Source organism: Armatimonadota bacterium (assembly GCA_013314775.1).
Classification (GTDB): domain Bacteria; phylum Armatimonadota; class Zipacnadia; order Zipacnadales; family JABUFB01; genus JABUFB01.
Window position 1 is genome coordinate 154,852 of the sequence record JABUFB010000005.1, and the last position, 15,298, is coordinate 170,149.

General features: G+C 64.7%; 11 protein-coding genes. 7 read left to right on the top strand and 4 right to left on the bottom strand.

The window, feature by feature from the left end; translation table 11 throughout:
* Positions 1 to 92: 92 nt before the first annotated feature.
* The 5 genes from HPY44_05005 (at position 93) to HPY44_05025 (ending at position 8,127) form a co-directional block, all read left to right on the top strand.
* The gene (locus HPY44_05005; GenBank protein ID NSW55349.1) at positions 93 to 1,118 is read left to right on the top strand and encodes a hypothetical protein; all 1,026 of its coding nucleotides are present in this window, start codon (positions 93 to 95) and stop codon (positions 1,116 to 1,118) included.
* Between the two features lie 88 nt (positions 1,119 to 1,206).
* On the top strand, positions 1,207 to 2,481 hold the full coding sequence (locus HPY44_05010) for an MgtC/SapB family protein (protein ID NSW55350.1): 1,275 nt from the start codon (positions 1,207 to 1,209) through the stop codon (positions 2,479 to 2,481).
* A gap of 53 nt (positions 2,482 to 2,534) precedes the next feature.
* Positions 2,535 to 6,464 carry a hypothetical protein gene (locus HPY44_05015; GenBank protein NSW55351.1) on the top strand — a complete coding sequence of 1,310 codons (3,930 nt, stop codon included), beginning with the start codon at positions 2,535 to 2,537 and terminating at the stop codon, positions 6,462 to 6,464.
* Between the two features lie 26 nt (positions 6,465 to 6,490).
* Positions 6,491 to 7,036, top strand: coding sequence for a hypothetical protein (locus tag HPY44_05020; protein NSW55352.1), 546 nt, complete (start codon positions 6,491 to 6,493; stop codon positions 7,034 to 7,036).
* 50 nt (positions 7,037 to 7,086) lie between these two features.
* Positions 7,087 to 8,127: a Gfo/Idh/MocA family oxidoreductase gene (locus HPY44_05025; GenBank protein ID NSW55353.1), complete on the top strand. Its 1,041-nt coding sequence runs from the start codon at positions 7,087 to 7,089 to the stop codon at positions 8,125 to 8,127.
* Positions 8,128 to 8,145: 18 nt separating this feature from the next.
* Here the strand turns inward: HPY44_05025 and HPY44_05030 are convergent, their stop codons facing one another.
* Positions 8,146 to 9,654, bottom strand: coding sequence for a Na+:solute symporter (locus tag HPY44_05030; GenBank protein NSW55354.1), 1,509 nt, complete (start codon positions 9,652 to 9,654; stop codon positions 8,146 to 8,148).
* A gap of 102 nt (positions 9,655 to 9,756) precedes the next feature.
* Between HPY44_05030 and HPY44_05035 the strand changes: the two genes are divergently transcribed.
* Positions 9,757 to 10,401 (top strand): threonylcarbamoyl-AMP synthase, encoded by a 645-nt coding sequence (locus HPY44_05035; GenBank protein NSW55355.1) that lies wholly within the window; start codon positions 9,757 to 9,759, stop codon positions 10,399 to 10,401.
* A 37-nt stretch (positions 10,402 to 10,438) separates the two neighbouring features.
* A complete protein-coding gene (gene ychF, locus HPY44_05040; GenBank protein ID NSW55356.1) occupies positions 10,439 to 11,464 on the top strand; it encodes a redox-regulated ATPase YchF in 1,026 nt (341 codons plus the stop codon).
* On the opposite strand, the gene HPY44_05045 is transcribed toward ychF, so the two are convergent.
* The 3 genes from HPY44_05045 to HPY44_05055 form a co-directional block, all read right to left on the bottom strand.
* Positions 11,454 to 12,269, bottom strand: a complete 816-nt coding sequence (locus HPY44_05045; GenBank protein ID NSW55357.1) for a hypothetical protein — start codon at positions 12,267 to 12,269, stop codon at positions 11,454 to 11,456. The genes ychF and HPY44_05045 overlap by 11 nt on opposite strands.
* A gap of 43 nt (positions 12,270 to 12,312) precedes the next feature.
* Complete coding sequence (locus HPY44_05050) at positions 12,313 to 13,674, bottom strand: neutral/alkaline non-lysosomal ceramidase N-terminal domain-containing protein (protein NSW55358.1); 1,362 nt, start codon at positions 13,672 to 13,674, stop codon at positions 12,313 to 12,315.
* Positions 13,675 to 13,764: 90 nt separating this feature from the next.
* A complete protein-coding gene (locus HPY44_05055; GenBank protein NSW55359.1) occupies positions 13,765 to 15,228 on the bottom strand; it encodes a trimethylamine methyltransferase family protein in 1,464 nt (487 codons plus the stop codon).
* Positions 15,229 to 15,298: the final 70 nt, after the last annotated feature.

Below are 15,298 nucleotides of genomic sequence, written 5' to 3' on the forward strand. Positions count from 1 at the left end.
CACAGCCCGGTCTCCTGCGCGTCATTTGCGGTTGAAGGTCGGGGGCCGGGGAGAGGGGAACGCGGAGACACTAAACAACGAGGGAGTCCGTTATGTTCGAGCCTGTCGCTCTTGAGGTCTACAAGCGCCCGTCTCTTGTCCCGGGGCTGGAAATCACCGACTTCGCGTCGCCGGACACCGAGCTGATCTGCCCGTACTTCCACCAGCGCTTCTTCACCGCCGATAGTCGAAGCTTCATCTGTCAGGGGACCTTCGAGGGGACCCCTGAGGCCGTCGTGGTGCGGATGGATGAGGCGAAGGCGTGGCGCCTCACCAAAGGCGGGGCCAATGTGCATACAGCGGACCTGGCGCCGGATGCTCGCACCCTGTACTTCACCCGCGATCAAGCCCTCTGGTCGGTGGATGTGGAGACCGGGGCTGAAGCGCGGCTGCGGGACCTGCCCGCCGAAAACGGGTACGTCTGTCTGCGTTGCGTCCACCGCAATGTGGACGGGAGCCTGATCGCGCTGGCCGCGAACCGTGAGCACGCCAGCGGTGCCAGAGAAGGCCGGGTGTGGGCGATCCCCACGGACGGCGGCCCGGCGCGGGTCATCATTGACAGACCTTTCCAGATCGGCCACGTACAGTTCTCGACCACCGACCCGGACCTGGTCATGTATTGCCACGAGACCGGCGGATCATCGCCTCAGCGCATGTGGCTGGCCCGGGTGGACGGCAGACATCCCGGAGCGCTCTTCTACCATCCCGGCCACCCGTGGGTGACTCACGAGACATTCACCCGCAATGGCGAATGGGTGGTGTTTGTGCAACACCCGGACGGGATGGGCATGATTCGGCCGGATAACACGGACTACCGCGCTCTGGACGCTCCTCGCGCCTGGCATCCGGGCCCCACGGCTGACGGGAGCTCGATCATTCACGACACCCACGCCGGGGAGGTACGCCTGCTCCTGCTGGGTGAAGAGGTTCAGCTTGTGACACTCAGCCGGTCGGAACTCGCGCCCGGTGGCCCCCACCCGCACCCGTGTTTCGCACCCGACGACCGGACGGCGATCTGGACTTCCAGTGGGAGCGGGAAGGCCTGCGCATCCGTTATCGACCTGCTTGGCGTGGTCTGAAGGGACCCGCGGGAGCAGGATGGGGCAGGCCGCTGGAGAATAGGACAAGGTCGGCTTCGCAAATCTCGCAGACCGGGGTACGAAGAGGATGACCGATCAGATCGGTCTCGAGCCTGAACAGGTGCTTGGTTTGGTGAGTACCATCATCTTGTGCCTGCTCATCGGGTGGGAGCGCGAAGAGAATCGGGCCACCGACAAGGTCTACATCATCGGCGGGGTGCGCACATTCCCGATCATCGGGCTAATCGGGTATGGAATCACTCTTGTCTCCGAGGGGAACCCGATCGGGCCTGCGGTGGGGCTTGCCGCTGTGTCCGCGTTTCTGCTGGTCTCATACCTGCACAAGCTGCGAGACGCCGACCATGGCGGCACCACCGAGCTTGCCGCGCTGCTGGTATACGTCGTCGGAGTTCTGGTGGGTTCCGGGCTGATCTGGGTCGCGGCGTCCCTGACCGTGGCAACCGTGCTTCTCCTGCACGCAAAGGCGCCGCTGGAGAACCTCGCGACCGGGATCGACCGGCGCGAGATCGCCACCCTGGTCCAGTTCTTGCTCCTCGCCGTGGTCATCCTGCCGGCGCTGCCCAACGAGGAGTACACCCGCTTCGACCTCAACCCCTTCACCACCTGGCTTGTTGTGGTGGTAGTGAGCGGGATCTCGTATGTGAGTTATGTCATCCAGCGCTTGATGCGTGGGCGCAGGAGTGAACTTCTGTCCGCGGTGCTGGGCGGCACATACTCCAGCACCGCCACCACCGTTGTCCTTGCGAAGCGCTCCCACACCAGCGACGACACCCGGCTATACGTGGGAGCCATCACCCTCGCGAGTTCCGTCATGTATCTGCGGGTGGCGATTCTGCTTGCCCTGTTCAACGCTGAACTTGCCTGGGCGCTGTCCATGCAGCTTGCCATTCTCGCCCTCATCGGCAGTGCGGTCGGGTATGGTCTCGCCACCTTCCGGCGGGAGACCCCCGCCCAGCGAGCGGAAGCGGATGAGGGGCCTGTGCGCAACCCGCTGGAGATCTGGGCTGCGGTGACTTTTGCAGTGCTGTTCACAGTGGTTACGGTCGCTACGCGCCTGGTCACTGAAAGCGTCGGCAAGGCGGGCCTGTACGCGCTTGCGCTGCTCACGGGCGTGACAGACGTGGACGCCATGATCCTGAGCCTCACCCAGACCGCAGGCAGCACCAGTGGGCCTGCGCTGCACGTCGCAGTAGTGGCGATCCTTCTCGCCATGGCCGGGAACAACGTCGCCAAAGGCGTGTACGCGCTGATGTTCGGCCGGCGGGCGGTCGGGTTCGGCGCACTGGTGGCGTTGGTGGCTCTGGCCGCCCTCAGCCTGGTGGCCCTGATCGGCACGACATGACGCCCGCACCCGTGTTCTCTCCGGGCGGGCATTCGCAACGAGGAGACATTCGCATGAGACTCGCGCTGCTGGCCATGACCGCGGTAGTGGCCATTTCGCCTGCCACCTGGGCTGACGTGGCACTGCAGGGCTTTGAGGACATCACCCAGTGGGCCGACAACCGCGACGGCGGCAATGCGCCCGCGATCGACGCAGACACCGGCTACATGCACGAGGGCCAGGGAATGCGCATCAAGTACACCGATGCCCCGCCCCACTGGGGCAATCTCACGGGCCCGTGCACCGTCCCCCCTGAAGCCCGGGCATTGCGTTTCTGGGTCTACAAGCACTCGTGCGAACCCTCCGCGGCAATGCACATCTGGCTGTTCGAGCCCGACGGTGACGCCTGGCTGCAGAAGGTGTTCCCCGGCGGAAAAGACCTGGTGGAGCTTCCCGAAGGCTGGCATCTCGCGCGGCTACCCGTGGCAGGCTTCCGGTTTGATCCGCGGGGAAGGCGGAACCGGGAGATGCTCAGCGTCAACCGGATGCTGATCGGGTGCAATTACGGCGATCTGGAGGTCACTGTGGACAGCATGATCTGGGAGACCGGACCGGGTGGCGAACCACTGCCACTGCCGCGAACAGAGAACCTGACGATCAAAGAGGGCGACGCGGGGAGCGTGGGCGTCCTGGACATGGGCGGCGGGCTGCCCGACGGATTCGTCCCGGCGCACAGCCCGAGTGAGCTCGCGTCCGCGCTGGCTGACCTGGGCTTCGGCGGGACAGTTCTCAAGGCCGGAGACCTCGCAGATCCGGTGACCCTCACGCCGGACAACTTCGACGCGGTGCTCCTCCCCTGCGGCCCGTACTTTCCGGCTGAAGCAGCCGATGCGTTCGCCGCCTACCTGCGGGCGGGAGGCAGTTTCCTGTCAACCGACGGCTACGCGCTGGACCAGTTGCTTTTCCTCACCGAACGCGGCTGGACAGCGATCGGCACCGAAGTGACCGCCGCTGAGATGGACAGCACCGCGGATAAGCCCGCTCTGCGCCGCCTGAATACCCGCGTGGGCAAGCCGGGCGATGCCATGAGCCTTGAGCCCGACCAGATCGGGGTCTTCGACCCCCAGTATCCGCTGCAGCACGCCGATCAGTTCCGTACAACGGGCTGCTATGCGCAGACGGGGGACACTCCAACGTACCATTTCGCGGAGCCGGTGCAAGGGTTTTCAGCCTCCGGGCTGACGGGCGTGAACAGCCCGGTCTTCCCGGAAGTCTACCGGCGCTGGATTCCGGTGCTGGAGGCCGTGGAGAGCAGGTCGGGTGTGGTGCGGGGCACGGCGCTGTCGATCATGCACAACTTCTCGGGGCACTACAAGGGTTCCAGTTGGGCTTTCAGCGGGATCACATCCGGGCAGGATATCTTCCTGGCCGATGCGAACCGCCGCGCGCTCCTGGGGCGAGTGCTGAAGGACATCACCGAAAAGGTGTACGTTCAGGCGCTGGCGTCCGACCTTGCCTGCTATGAGCCCGGCGAGACCGCGAAGCTCACCGCGACCGTTGTGAACTTCGGTAAGCGCGCCGCGAACCGGAAGCTGGCCGTTGAGGTAGGCAATGCCACAGTTCTTGAGAGCGACCTGGCAATAGAGCCTGGCGCGAGCGTGACCGTGGAAGTCAGCGTGCCGGTGGATGACCTGGGCGGTCTGGACCTGGTGCCTTGCGCCGCCGTTCTGTCCGAAGGTGGGCGCATCGCCGACCGGTTCGAAACCGCATTCTGCGTCCGGAACGAGGCAATCCTGGCAAGCGGGCCGAAGGTCGCCTGGAAGGGGAACTACCTCACCGTGGACGGCCGGGCGAACTTCCTGGTGGGCACCAACCAGACGGGCATGATGTACTTCTCGGCCAACGAGACCCCGGCTATCTGGGACCGGGATTTTCGGTCCATGGCTGAGCGGAACTTTCATATCATGCGCATCCTGCATTTCTCGCCCTACTCCAAGGGCGGATACGAGGGACGGCCCACGAATAACCCGTTGGATCTGACGGAGCGACCTCTGCGACTGGTGCGGCAGATGGACGCAATCGTGCAGCTCGCCCAGAAACACCGGGTTGCTATCTTCCTTTCGCTGCACGACTGGATGGGCGTTACCCTCACCGACCAGGAACTGGCCGCCCAGCGAGACTGGAACCGATTCTGGACCGAGCGCTACAAGAGCGTCCCGGGGATCTTCTACGATGTGCAGAATGAGCCGTCGGTGGATGTGCCCGACCGGCCGGACGTGGTGGCTCTGTGGAACGCCTTCCTGCAGGAGCGTTACGGGTCCAGCGAGGCGCTTCGGGCGGCCTGGACCATCAGCCCGCCGGAGGCCGACCTGCCCAATGTCCCCATTGGGAAGGCCAGTGGCGAGTGGGACGATGTCCGGGCAGCCGACCGCAAACGGTTTGAGGCCGAGCTGCTGAATCGCTGGGTGAAGGTGAATGTGGAGGGGATACGCGAGGGCGACCCGGACGCCATCGTCTGCGTGGGCTACCTGCCCAGCATGCCCCCCGCAGACAAGATCCTGGGCGTGCGGCACACGGACTTTTCGAACATGCACTACTACGGTGCCACCGACCGCATGCCGCTTGAGCTCAAGCCCATCGACCGGCGCTTCGTGGGCAAGGGTTTCAGTCTGGGTGAGTTCGGGGCGCAGGAGGCCCACGATGCTCGGGTCAATGGCAATTACGGGGTGCCCGTGGATGCCTCGGTGCAGCGGTTCCAATCGTACATCCACTACGCCGCGGGAATGGGCGCGGCCTTCATGGCCAACTGGGATTGGAAGGACTTCGACGAGTGTGTCTTCCCCTGGGGGCTCATGCACCACGGCACGAATCTCGCCAAGCCGTGGCTCAACACGCTGCAGCAAGCCAGCCTGCTTCTGGCGACGAGCGAACTGGAGTATGAGTCCCCGAGCGTGTTCATCCTCGCACCCGACAGCCACCGCATCGGCCCGCGTTTCAATGATCTGCATGGCGCGCTTCAGAACTGCGTGGCCGGGCTGCTGGACCAGCGGGTGGACTTCGGCGTCATCAATGAGGAAGACATCGAGGGGCTGCCCGAGACCGCGCGGGTGATCTTCTGGCCCTTGCCGTACTGCCCGGATGACGCGACTTTCGAGATAGTGCGGCAGTGGGTGGAAGCAGGCGGGACGCTATGCTTCACCGGCGGAATCGGTTTCGACCGCACTCGCAAGCCCAACCGCTCCGAGCGTTACACCGCTCTTGGTCTTCCACAGGAGGAGCCCGTCAAGCCCTTCGAGACCCCGGATCAGGCGTGGAAGCGCGACTTGATTGAGGGCGCGGCAGGTCGAGGCAAGGTGCTCTTCGCGCCATACCCGGCAGAATTGCGGGGCTCCGAAGGACTGTTCGGCCTGTATGCCCGAGCGCTGGAAATGGCGGGGATCGAGCCAATCGCCATCGAACCCGCCGATGCCCCGGTCCGGGCGCAATCAGTGCCAACTGCCGGCGGCGGCCGGGTGTTCATGGTTGCTCGGACCGGCGGAGCGGAGGACCGCCTGCGCATCACCCTGACCGCGGCGAGCGTGACCATTGAGCTGGCGCAGGGCGGCAGCGCCTTCGTGATCATCGGCGCGCAGGGAGAGCTCATCGCCGCCGAGAGCCAGGGCGCGTTGAGCATCGGGGATGAGCTGTTGGCCGAAGCGAGCGGGTATTTCGGAATCTGCGCCCTGGACGGCAAGGACTTGCGGGATTCCCGGCAAGTCCTGGTTCTCCCGCACCGGTGCGACCAGATCAGACTGGGGACAGTGGCAGGCGAAGCCGCGATGCAGGTTATGCGCGTGACGCCGGGACTGGCGGATTCGGATCCGGTCGCACTCAGCAGGACACTCAGCTTCGCGCCTGGCGCCGGCGGGCAGATCGCCCTGATCGCTCCCGCCGAAGAGATGGCTAAAGCCCGGCAGCAACTAGCGGACATGACGAACCTTCGCGTCGGTGCAGGAGCCGACTGACGGGATCGAAACCGGGAGGAACCCCCATGATCGGGTGCTCCGAATTCTGCGGGTACTATGACTGGACCTTCGAATGGCTGCGACGTAACTACGGCGAACAGGCAGTACGCAGGTACTGGGAGGAAGCGATCTACCGCGATTCCCAGACCCACGCGCAGGAACTCATCATCCCGAAGGGCATCGCGGGCATGGTGGAGTACTGGGGGCATACACTCGCCGAGGAAGAGGCCGGCTACACCTGCTGTTATGATGAAGACGCGGGGTATTACCGCATCGACATGTACGCGTGCCCGTCCAAGGGATACAACCTCAAGCACGGGTATGCCTACTACCACGACTACTGCGACCACTGCATGGGCTGGATCAAGCCCATCATGGATCGCGCGGGGTTCGTGATTCACCACGACCACAACCACGCGGGACTGTGCTGGTGGGAGATTCGCCGGGCCCAGGATGACCCGGGGCCGTCCGGCCCTGGCGAGCTGACCGAAGCCGACGTCCGCTTGCGCGAGGACTACGACACAGGCCACCACCACACCTGGCGCGCCAGTGTGTTGGAGGGCGCCGACTGACTCCCGGAACAGCTCATCGGCCGCACATCAACACCACCGGAGGCCCGCGAATGAGCAAGCTCAAGGCCGTGATCGTCGGAGCCGGACGCATGGCTGGAACCATCGACGATGAGGTGCGGGGCGAACTGGACTGGACGCTCCCGTATTCCCATGCCGCGGGATATGCCGAGTTCCCGGACATCGAACTCGTGGCCATTGCCGATATCGACCCCGCAAAGACCGCAAGCCTGCAACACCGTTACGGCATCCCCCGCGCATACACCGATTACCGCGAGATGATCGTCACCGAGAAGCCGGACATCGTGAGCGTCACCACGCCCGGCACCACGCACGCCGAGATCGCGGTGTTCGCGGCCGAAAACGGTGCACGGGGCATCTACTGCGAGAAAGCCTTCGCGTGCTCCCTGGAGGAAGCCGATCGGGTGGTGGAAGCGGTGGAGCGCAATGGCGTGAAGTACAACATGGGCACACTGCGCCGCTGGAACTCCGGGGCGAACCGGGCGAAGCAGCTCATCGACGACGGAGAAATCGGCGCCGTCAACAGCGTCATCAGCTACAGTTGCGGCTCACTGCTGCACAGCGCCAGCCATTTTATCGACATGATTCTCTACTTCGCCGACGACGCCCCGGTGGAGTGGGTGCAGGGGAATATATCGGGGAACTTGGAACCCACCGCGACGCGCAGCGACAACGACTTGGGTGGAACCGCGATCATACAGTTCGCCAGTGGCGTGACCGGATACCTCATGAACTCGCCGCTCTGGGCGCAGTACGAGGTGGTCTGCGACGCGGGAGCTATCCGCACCGTGAACGACTGCGAGCAGTGGGATCTGTGGAAGATGGCCCAGGGCACCAGGTACCGACACTATGAGGCGCACCCGTTCCCGGAGTACGAGCGGGAAAGCTCCACGGTGCGTCTCATCCGCGACCTCGTGCAGGCCATGGAGACCGGCGGCGAGACCCAGCAGGGGGTGCGCAAGGCGGCGATGACGGCGGAAATCGCTTTCGCAGTGGTGGAGTCCCACAAACGCGGCGGCGCCAGGGTGACGCTGCCGGTGGAAGACCGCACCTTCTGGATGTTCACCCACTGACAGGGGAGCAGTGTGGTTTCACGCCTCACTTTTCGGCGGGTTGAGACGTCGGAACAGGCCGTCCACTCGCGCCTGCTCGTCGGCGGTCATGCGACTGATCGCGCCCTCGCCCATAAAGATCGCGAAGGCGACCAGTAGCTCGGCCCCGGTGCTCATGGTCCACGCGAGGGCCTCCGGCGGCGCATCTCCCCACAGCGCCATTCCCAGCGCCGTGGCGCCCCAGTACTTGACCACCACGAAGGTGACAAAACCCCCGAGCCACGATAGCAGTGCTCCGCGCCAGGTCGTCCAGGGAACCAGCATCCCGAACAGGAGAGGGATCGACACTGGCCCGAGAACCGCCGCGTACCAGTTCACCATTGCATCGAAGGCGCCGCCCAGGCTTTCCGTGGCGAGCCCGCAGGCGATGGTGATCGCCCCGAACACGCCGGTGGCGATCAGGCCAATCTTCAGCAGCTTTTCGTCACTCGCCGTGCGGTTGATGACTCGCCCGTAGATATCCTTGGTGAAAACAGCCGCGAGGGCGTTGATGTCGGAGTCCACCATAGACATGGTCGCCGCGAACATTGCAGCGACCATGAGCCCCAGAAGGCCGGGCATGATGCTTGGCAGCTGTTGCTGGGCCACCGCGATGTAGGCCTGCTCCGGGTCGACGAGGTCACCAACCAGCATCGGGGCCGCCCAGACCGGTATGTACAAGGCGATCGGGTAGAGCAGGTATAAGAAGGCGGACAGAAGCGCCGCCTTTTTCGCCTCGTCGGGCTTGCCCATGGAGTAGAACCGCTGGGCAAGCCCCCACGCCCCGCCGTTATAGCTGAGCATGATCACGAAGAAGTAGACCACCAGACGATACGCGGGCCACTGTTTGCTGAAGAGCGTAAAGGGCAGGGACTTCGGGCTGTTCCAAAGGCCGTGCCAGCCGCCGACTGCCGCAAGGACGACAGGGACCAGCGCGAGAGTGATCCCGAACTGCACCACGAACTGGGCGAAGTCGGTCATCAGCTCAGCCCACAGGCCGCCGATGAGAACGTAACTGACGGTGAGCACTCCACAGCCGATGATCGTCCCGGAGATTGACAGTCCGGTGCAGGCGTTGATGACTTTGGCCAGGGAGTAGAGTTTCGTCCCCTCGTCCACAAACTTCAGTGCGATGCCGCTCCAGGCGATGCACTGTCGGACCGTGTTGTTGAAGCGCTCCTCGAGATACTGGACCGGTGTCATGACCGCGAGCCTGACCCAGCGCGGCGCCCAGACATACGCGCCGGTGACCATCGCCAGGAAACAGGGCAGCGCGAAGATGGTCCAGACGTTGAAGCCCAGCTTGTACCCGACGCTGGCGTAACCCACGAAGGCGAAGGCGCTGTATCCGGAGACGTGGTGGCTGAGTGCCGCGAGCCACCAAGGAATCCGGTGGCCGCCCGCGAAGTAGTCATCCAGGCCGTGGATCATTCGACGGGCGAAGAACCCGATGAGCGCCACGCCCATGAAGTAGACACCGATCACACCGTAGTCGATGTTCGTCAGCATGCTGGGCCCTCCCGTGGCTTGACGACCCGGCGGAGCTGGTGCGGTCTGGTGGGAATGTTGGCCGGCTGCTGCGCTTTGACCTTCATATGCGTGAGAGGACCGATGCAGACCCGACTCATCCATGTGACGCCCGAGAACTCCGCCCACGCTGCCGCGGAAGCGCTGGAAGTCCTGGTGGATTGCGGACTGGTGGCGATCCCCACCGACACCGTGTATGGACTGGCGGTGCGCGCCGACGACGACCGGGCCGTGCTGCGTTTGTTCGAGGTCAAGGGCCGCCCGGAGACCAATCCTCTGCCGATTCTCATCCCCGACGCGCAGTCCATCGGCCGCGTCTGCTCTCTGGTGCCCGAGGCTGCGCTGGTCTTAGCCGAGCATTTCTGGCCAGGTCCGCTCACCCTCGTGGTGCCGAAGGCGCCGGAGATCAACGACCGTGTCACCGCCGGGAAGAAGACCGTTGGCATTCGTGTGCCGGATCATTTCGCCGCGCGGGCAGTGCTGGCAGCCTGCCCTTTCCCAGTGGCCGTGAGCAGCGCGAACGCTTCCGGACAGGCCCCGGCAACCGATGAGAAGCAGGTCATCGCGGCTTTCAGTGGGATGGTCGAGTTGATCATCGCTGGGGGACAATGTCCTGGAGGCGTGCCCTCGACGGTGGTGGACGTCACCGGGCCCCGGTGGGCTGTACTCAGGCAGGGCGCCCTGAGTGAGGAGGAGATTGCCGGCGTGCTTGGCCCTGCCCCGGACTGACCGCCGGGGAAAGATCGCAGACACAGGGAGGACTGCTATGCGCATCGGGATAACGGGATTGCCCGGCAGTGGGAAGACCACCTGTTTCCGGGTGCTCAGCGGACAGCGCCCGGCGGACACACACCACGGCGCCGCAATCGCCAGCGTGCCCATTCCCGACCCGCGGCTGGACAGAATCGCGCAGTCGGAGAACCCGAAGAAGGTCAGCTACGCGGACGTCACTTTCGTGGATTTCGAGGGGCAACATGCCGTGGACCGGCAGCTGGCTTCCGAAGTGGATGCCCTTGCGCTGGTCATTCAGTGCTTCGGGGACTTGGACTCTCGTGGGGAGCCGCTGGATCCGGGCGCGGATTTTGAGACGATCTTGCTCGAAATGGCGCTGAGCGACCTGAAGGTCATCGAGGGCGCACTCGACCGTCTCAGCAAGGGGCCGAAGACCGACCGCAAGCCCCAGGTAATGGACCTGCTGCAGCGCTGCCGGGACCATCTCAGCGCTGGAGGAAGCCTGCGCCACCTGGAGATGGGTTCCGAAGACGCCAGGTACCTGAAGGGTTTCGCGCCGCTCACGATGATGCCGCTTCTCGTCGTATGCAATGTAGCGGAGGATGACCTGAAAGGCGGTCGCGCCCGTTGCGTGGGCGAGCAGGCCGAAGCTCTCGGCCTGCCACATATCGAGTTCTGCGCCGAGCTTGAGGAAGAGATCGCAGAACTGTCGGCTGAGGACCAGGCGGCTTTCCTGGCGGACTACGGGCTGGAGTCCTCTGCGCGCGACCGCTTCCTGCGTGCCTGTTTCGAAATTCTCGACCTCATCACGTTCTTTACCACCAATAACAACGAAGCCCGGGCGTGGACACTGCCTCGCGGCACGCTCGCACCCCAGGCCGCCGGGAGGATCCACTCCGACCTTGAGCACGGGTTCATCCGCGCTGAAGTGACCGCTTTCAAGCACTTCGAGCAGGTGGGGTCAATGCACGACTGCAAGGCGCAGGGATACACCCGCGTTGAGGGCAAGGACTACGTGGTACAGGACGGAGACATCTTGCAGATCCGTTTCAGTCGCTGAGGTCCTCAGCAGACCACACCTGCAGTGAGCGGCAGCCGGGACAGCGCCAGCGCACGCTGCTCCCTGGCCTGGCGTCGAGCCCCACCGTGCCGCAGGCGGCGCAGCTGACCGGGATCCAGCCGCCCCCGTCTTCCGTGGTTTCCAGCGGCTTCACCGTTTCGTGCAGATACGCGTTGCCGCGCTTGCCCACCCGGACAATGGCCCCCAGACTGTGCAGGCCATACGCGATCTGCCCCGCCAGCCACCGGTTCACTCCCTGGGCTTGGGCAAGATCAGCCACAGTGAACGGGCTAGGCAGGTTGGCGGGCAGGAGCGCCAGGTAATCCTCTGGCTCCGCGAAGCGCTGCACTTCAAGGACTTCCACCAGTTCGCGGCCAATGAGCGATGCGCGCCTGTGATACCGACCACGCCGGGTCTCCGGTGTGCGCAGTTCGCGTTCGACGGTCCAGACCACCTCGAGACTCACCGTGTCCTTCGCCAGCACCTTCGCCATCCGCCCCAGTTCCGGGAATATCTCGCTGATGCGACCCTCCTTCGGAGAGCGGCGGGCCGAGATTTCCGCGCCGGTCTCCGGGTCCACGCGCACAATCACTTTCGTCCGCGGAACCGGCCAGACCACCACGACGGGCATCTGATCGGCGAGCTTGTCCACTTTGTCGCTGATCTTGAAGAAGCTGCCGGTCTGTATCTCGTACGCCACGCCGTCCCGCAGCACGTCGAGCCGGTATCGGCCGAAGCGCACCTCGATCTGCCCCGTCTCGCCGGCGTAGTACTCCTGGAGTCCGCCATGCAATTGCGTTGGCATCAGCAGGTCCTGCGGACAAACACGGGGATTGGTGCCCACGGAATCATTCGAATACACCCCGCAGTTGTTCCAGAACACAAGCGACCATCTTCTCCGGACCGCCTCGACCCACGCGACACCACGCGCCTTCGCTCACCTCGTACCCGCCGTCATCCCACGCGCTCTCCGGCGCGAGATACCCCACGCAGCCATTTGCGCACTCGGCGATCATTGTGTGCCGGGCGGGTGATTCCGCTTTTGTCTGCAGCCCGAGGCCGCAGAACAGTTCGCCCGGAAATGCCGCAAGGGCCGTGTCTCCTATCCGCAGAGCCTGCAGCTCAACGGCGACGGGGTCCTGGCCGAAGAGAGACAGCCGGTATGTCTCCCGCCAGCGCCGGGCGTTTCCGTACGCGGTCGCATAATCAGCTGAGTCGCGGGGCGTCGCGGAAAGGCGCAGTTCAGCGGCTTCCAAGGCAGCGCGCGCATCATCGATCGTTGGCGCGGGGCGCGCGTCGACCCGGATCGACTGCAGGCTGCCCTTGAGCGCCGGCTCGCACTGGCCTTCGGCTATGCGCGCATTACCGACAGCTTCCAGGATGCCTCCAGCGAGCATCAGGCCGTAGGTCTCCACATCGCGCCAGTCCCCGGAAGCGTCGCCGATGGGGTTGATGTCCCCGGATGCCCCTTGCAGGAACAAGCAGCGGGACTGACTACCCAGCGCGTCTTCAACGATCTGCGTGGCACGTCCAGGGAAGTCAGCGGAGACCAGCGGTTGTACCTGTACCGTGACCGGGTGACAAGCGTAGTTCGCGATTACGATGGGCCCGGAACCGTCACATTCCAGGACGAGCGCAGCCAGCTCCGTGTCCACCGGGCCTGGGTCCACGATCTCGGCGTCCTCGGGCTTGCGCTTCGCCGAAAAAAGCCGGCCCAGTGTGTCTTTCATGCGCCGATTGCTGCCGAGGCCCACAAGTTGCGCCGAACCGGCGCGCAGAGTGGCCGGCCGCATGTCGCGCCAGGCGAGAACCAGAGTATCGGCGAGCTTGTCGGCGAAAGTCTCCAACCACGCCCGGCAGTCATCGCGCTCCCAGATGCGGGTGATGCCGTAGGTCTCAGGCGTGGAGTGCGCATGGGTCGCGGCCAGCAGGATGCACTCGTGCGGCAGGCCGGTCTCGTGAGCCACGCGGGTGCGGATGCGATCGATGAAGTCTCGCTCCGGTCCCAGTAAGTCGCGCGAAAGACCGAGAGCATCGACGCTGAGTATGCCCACCGCTCCGTCGTCCGTGGCCAGAACGGCGGCCCGCGCGAAAAGCGGGTCATGAATGCCTTCGAACAGCGCCTGTCGCGGGTCGAAGCCCAGGTACGGCACATGCAGCGGAGCGGTGATGTCCGTTTTCCACGCGCCGGCGCGGAGTGTCGTCTGCATGGTGAGTTCTCCTTGATGCCGGTCATGCAGGAGCTGGTTCCGGTAGCGCTGATGATTCGCGCCGGGCCCCCACACTTTGCCAGTCGGCACTCAATCTGCCTGCCTGGGCTTCCGCTTCGCCACGAAGGCATCCGCCTCGGCCACGATCCCCACCACTTGCTTTCGCTGCTCTTCGGTGAGCGGGCACTGATTCTCGGCGGACTCGCACAGGCGCAAGGCCTTCTCACGGGCGCGATCCAGCATGGTGCGCTCGTCCTGCATCCAGGCGCTGGGGAAGCGCCGGTCCATGAGTTCGGCCGCCCAGAGTTCGTCCCGGAAATGCAGCGCCGTATGCTCGTGAACCAGGTACTTCGCTCCCTGTGGCGCGATTTCGCCGATTACGCCGGCGGCCAGTGTATGCTCATCCACCCGGGCACCGCGCGCAAGTCGCTCGAGAGTGTGCACGAGTTCGAGGTCAAGCATGAGCTGGGTCGCGCTCGCGGCATCACTGGCCGCCAGGACACCCAGCGAAGCGAAGCTGCGCACGCCCGACGCGAAAGCCCACATGGCGTCCAGCGCCTTTTCCATACAGGACTGGGCACCCGGGGTTTTTGCGGTGGTGGACAGGGCGCCCACGGCGGTGTAGGTGCCCCCGAAGACCCATGCACCCATCTGCCTTGCCATGAGGCTCAGAATCTGGCCGTCAGGAGAGTTGGCCACCGGGGTTCCGGCGCGCATGTCGAAGCCCAGCATGGATTCCGTCCAGCCAGTCACCCGGTCATCCAGTGCGAGGGTCACGGTGTTCAGCGCAAGGCACTCGGCCACGCTCTGCACCAGGGCCCCAGCGAGAGTTCCGGGGGCGGTAGCCCCTGCGACCGGCATGGCAAAGACACGGAAAGGCAGGCCCATCAGCTCCCGCGCGCGCATGGCGATGTCAATAGCCTCGCGGGAGATCATGAAGGGCGAGTTTACATAGCACGTAGTGTTGAAAACCGGCGCTTTGCGGACCTGTTCTTCGGAGCCGTCCACCACCGCCTGCAGAGCGATGAAGAACGGGATCAGGTCGGCGTCGTAGACCGAGACGCGGCAGGGCACGCGGCTGTTGAGGATGATGGTGGCGAAGGAATGCACATCGCAGGTCGCCACGGGCACGTCCTGCGGGATGTATGTCGGGTGGCCACGCTGGAGCCCCGGAATGGCGTCACACAGGCGCGACCACTCAGCGAGATCTTCTGTTGTTGCGGGCCTGAGGGAACCGGTTCGCGTGTCGCAGCAGTGAAAGCCTTGTCCGTTGGTCTGGAAGCTAATCGTCTCGGCGTCGACAATTGCCGGACCGTAGGGCCCATTCCTCTGGCGCTCCGTCTCAATCCGCGCCAAGACCTTGTCGCGCACGGCCTGCGTGAAGTGGATCCTGTCGCCGCGCACGTCGCAGCCGTACTCGCGCAGGGCCTGCATGAAGTCATCGGGACCGGGAGCGCGCAGGGGCACCTCGGCCCACACCATCAGGGCAGTGTCCCAGATGCGCCTGATCTCGTCCTCGCTCAGGACTTGCGGGCTGTGTGTGGTGAGCTTCACGCGGGTCTCCGGGGGCATATCAGCCGACCATTGCTTCGCCCGAGCATTGGGGAGGCCCTCCGTGTGGACT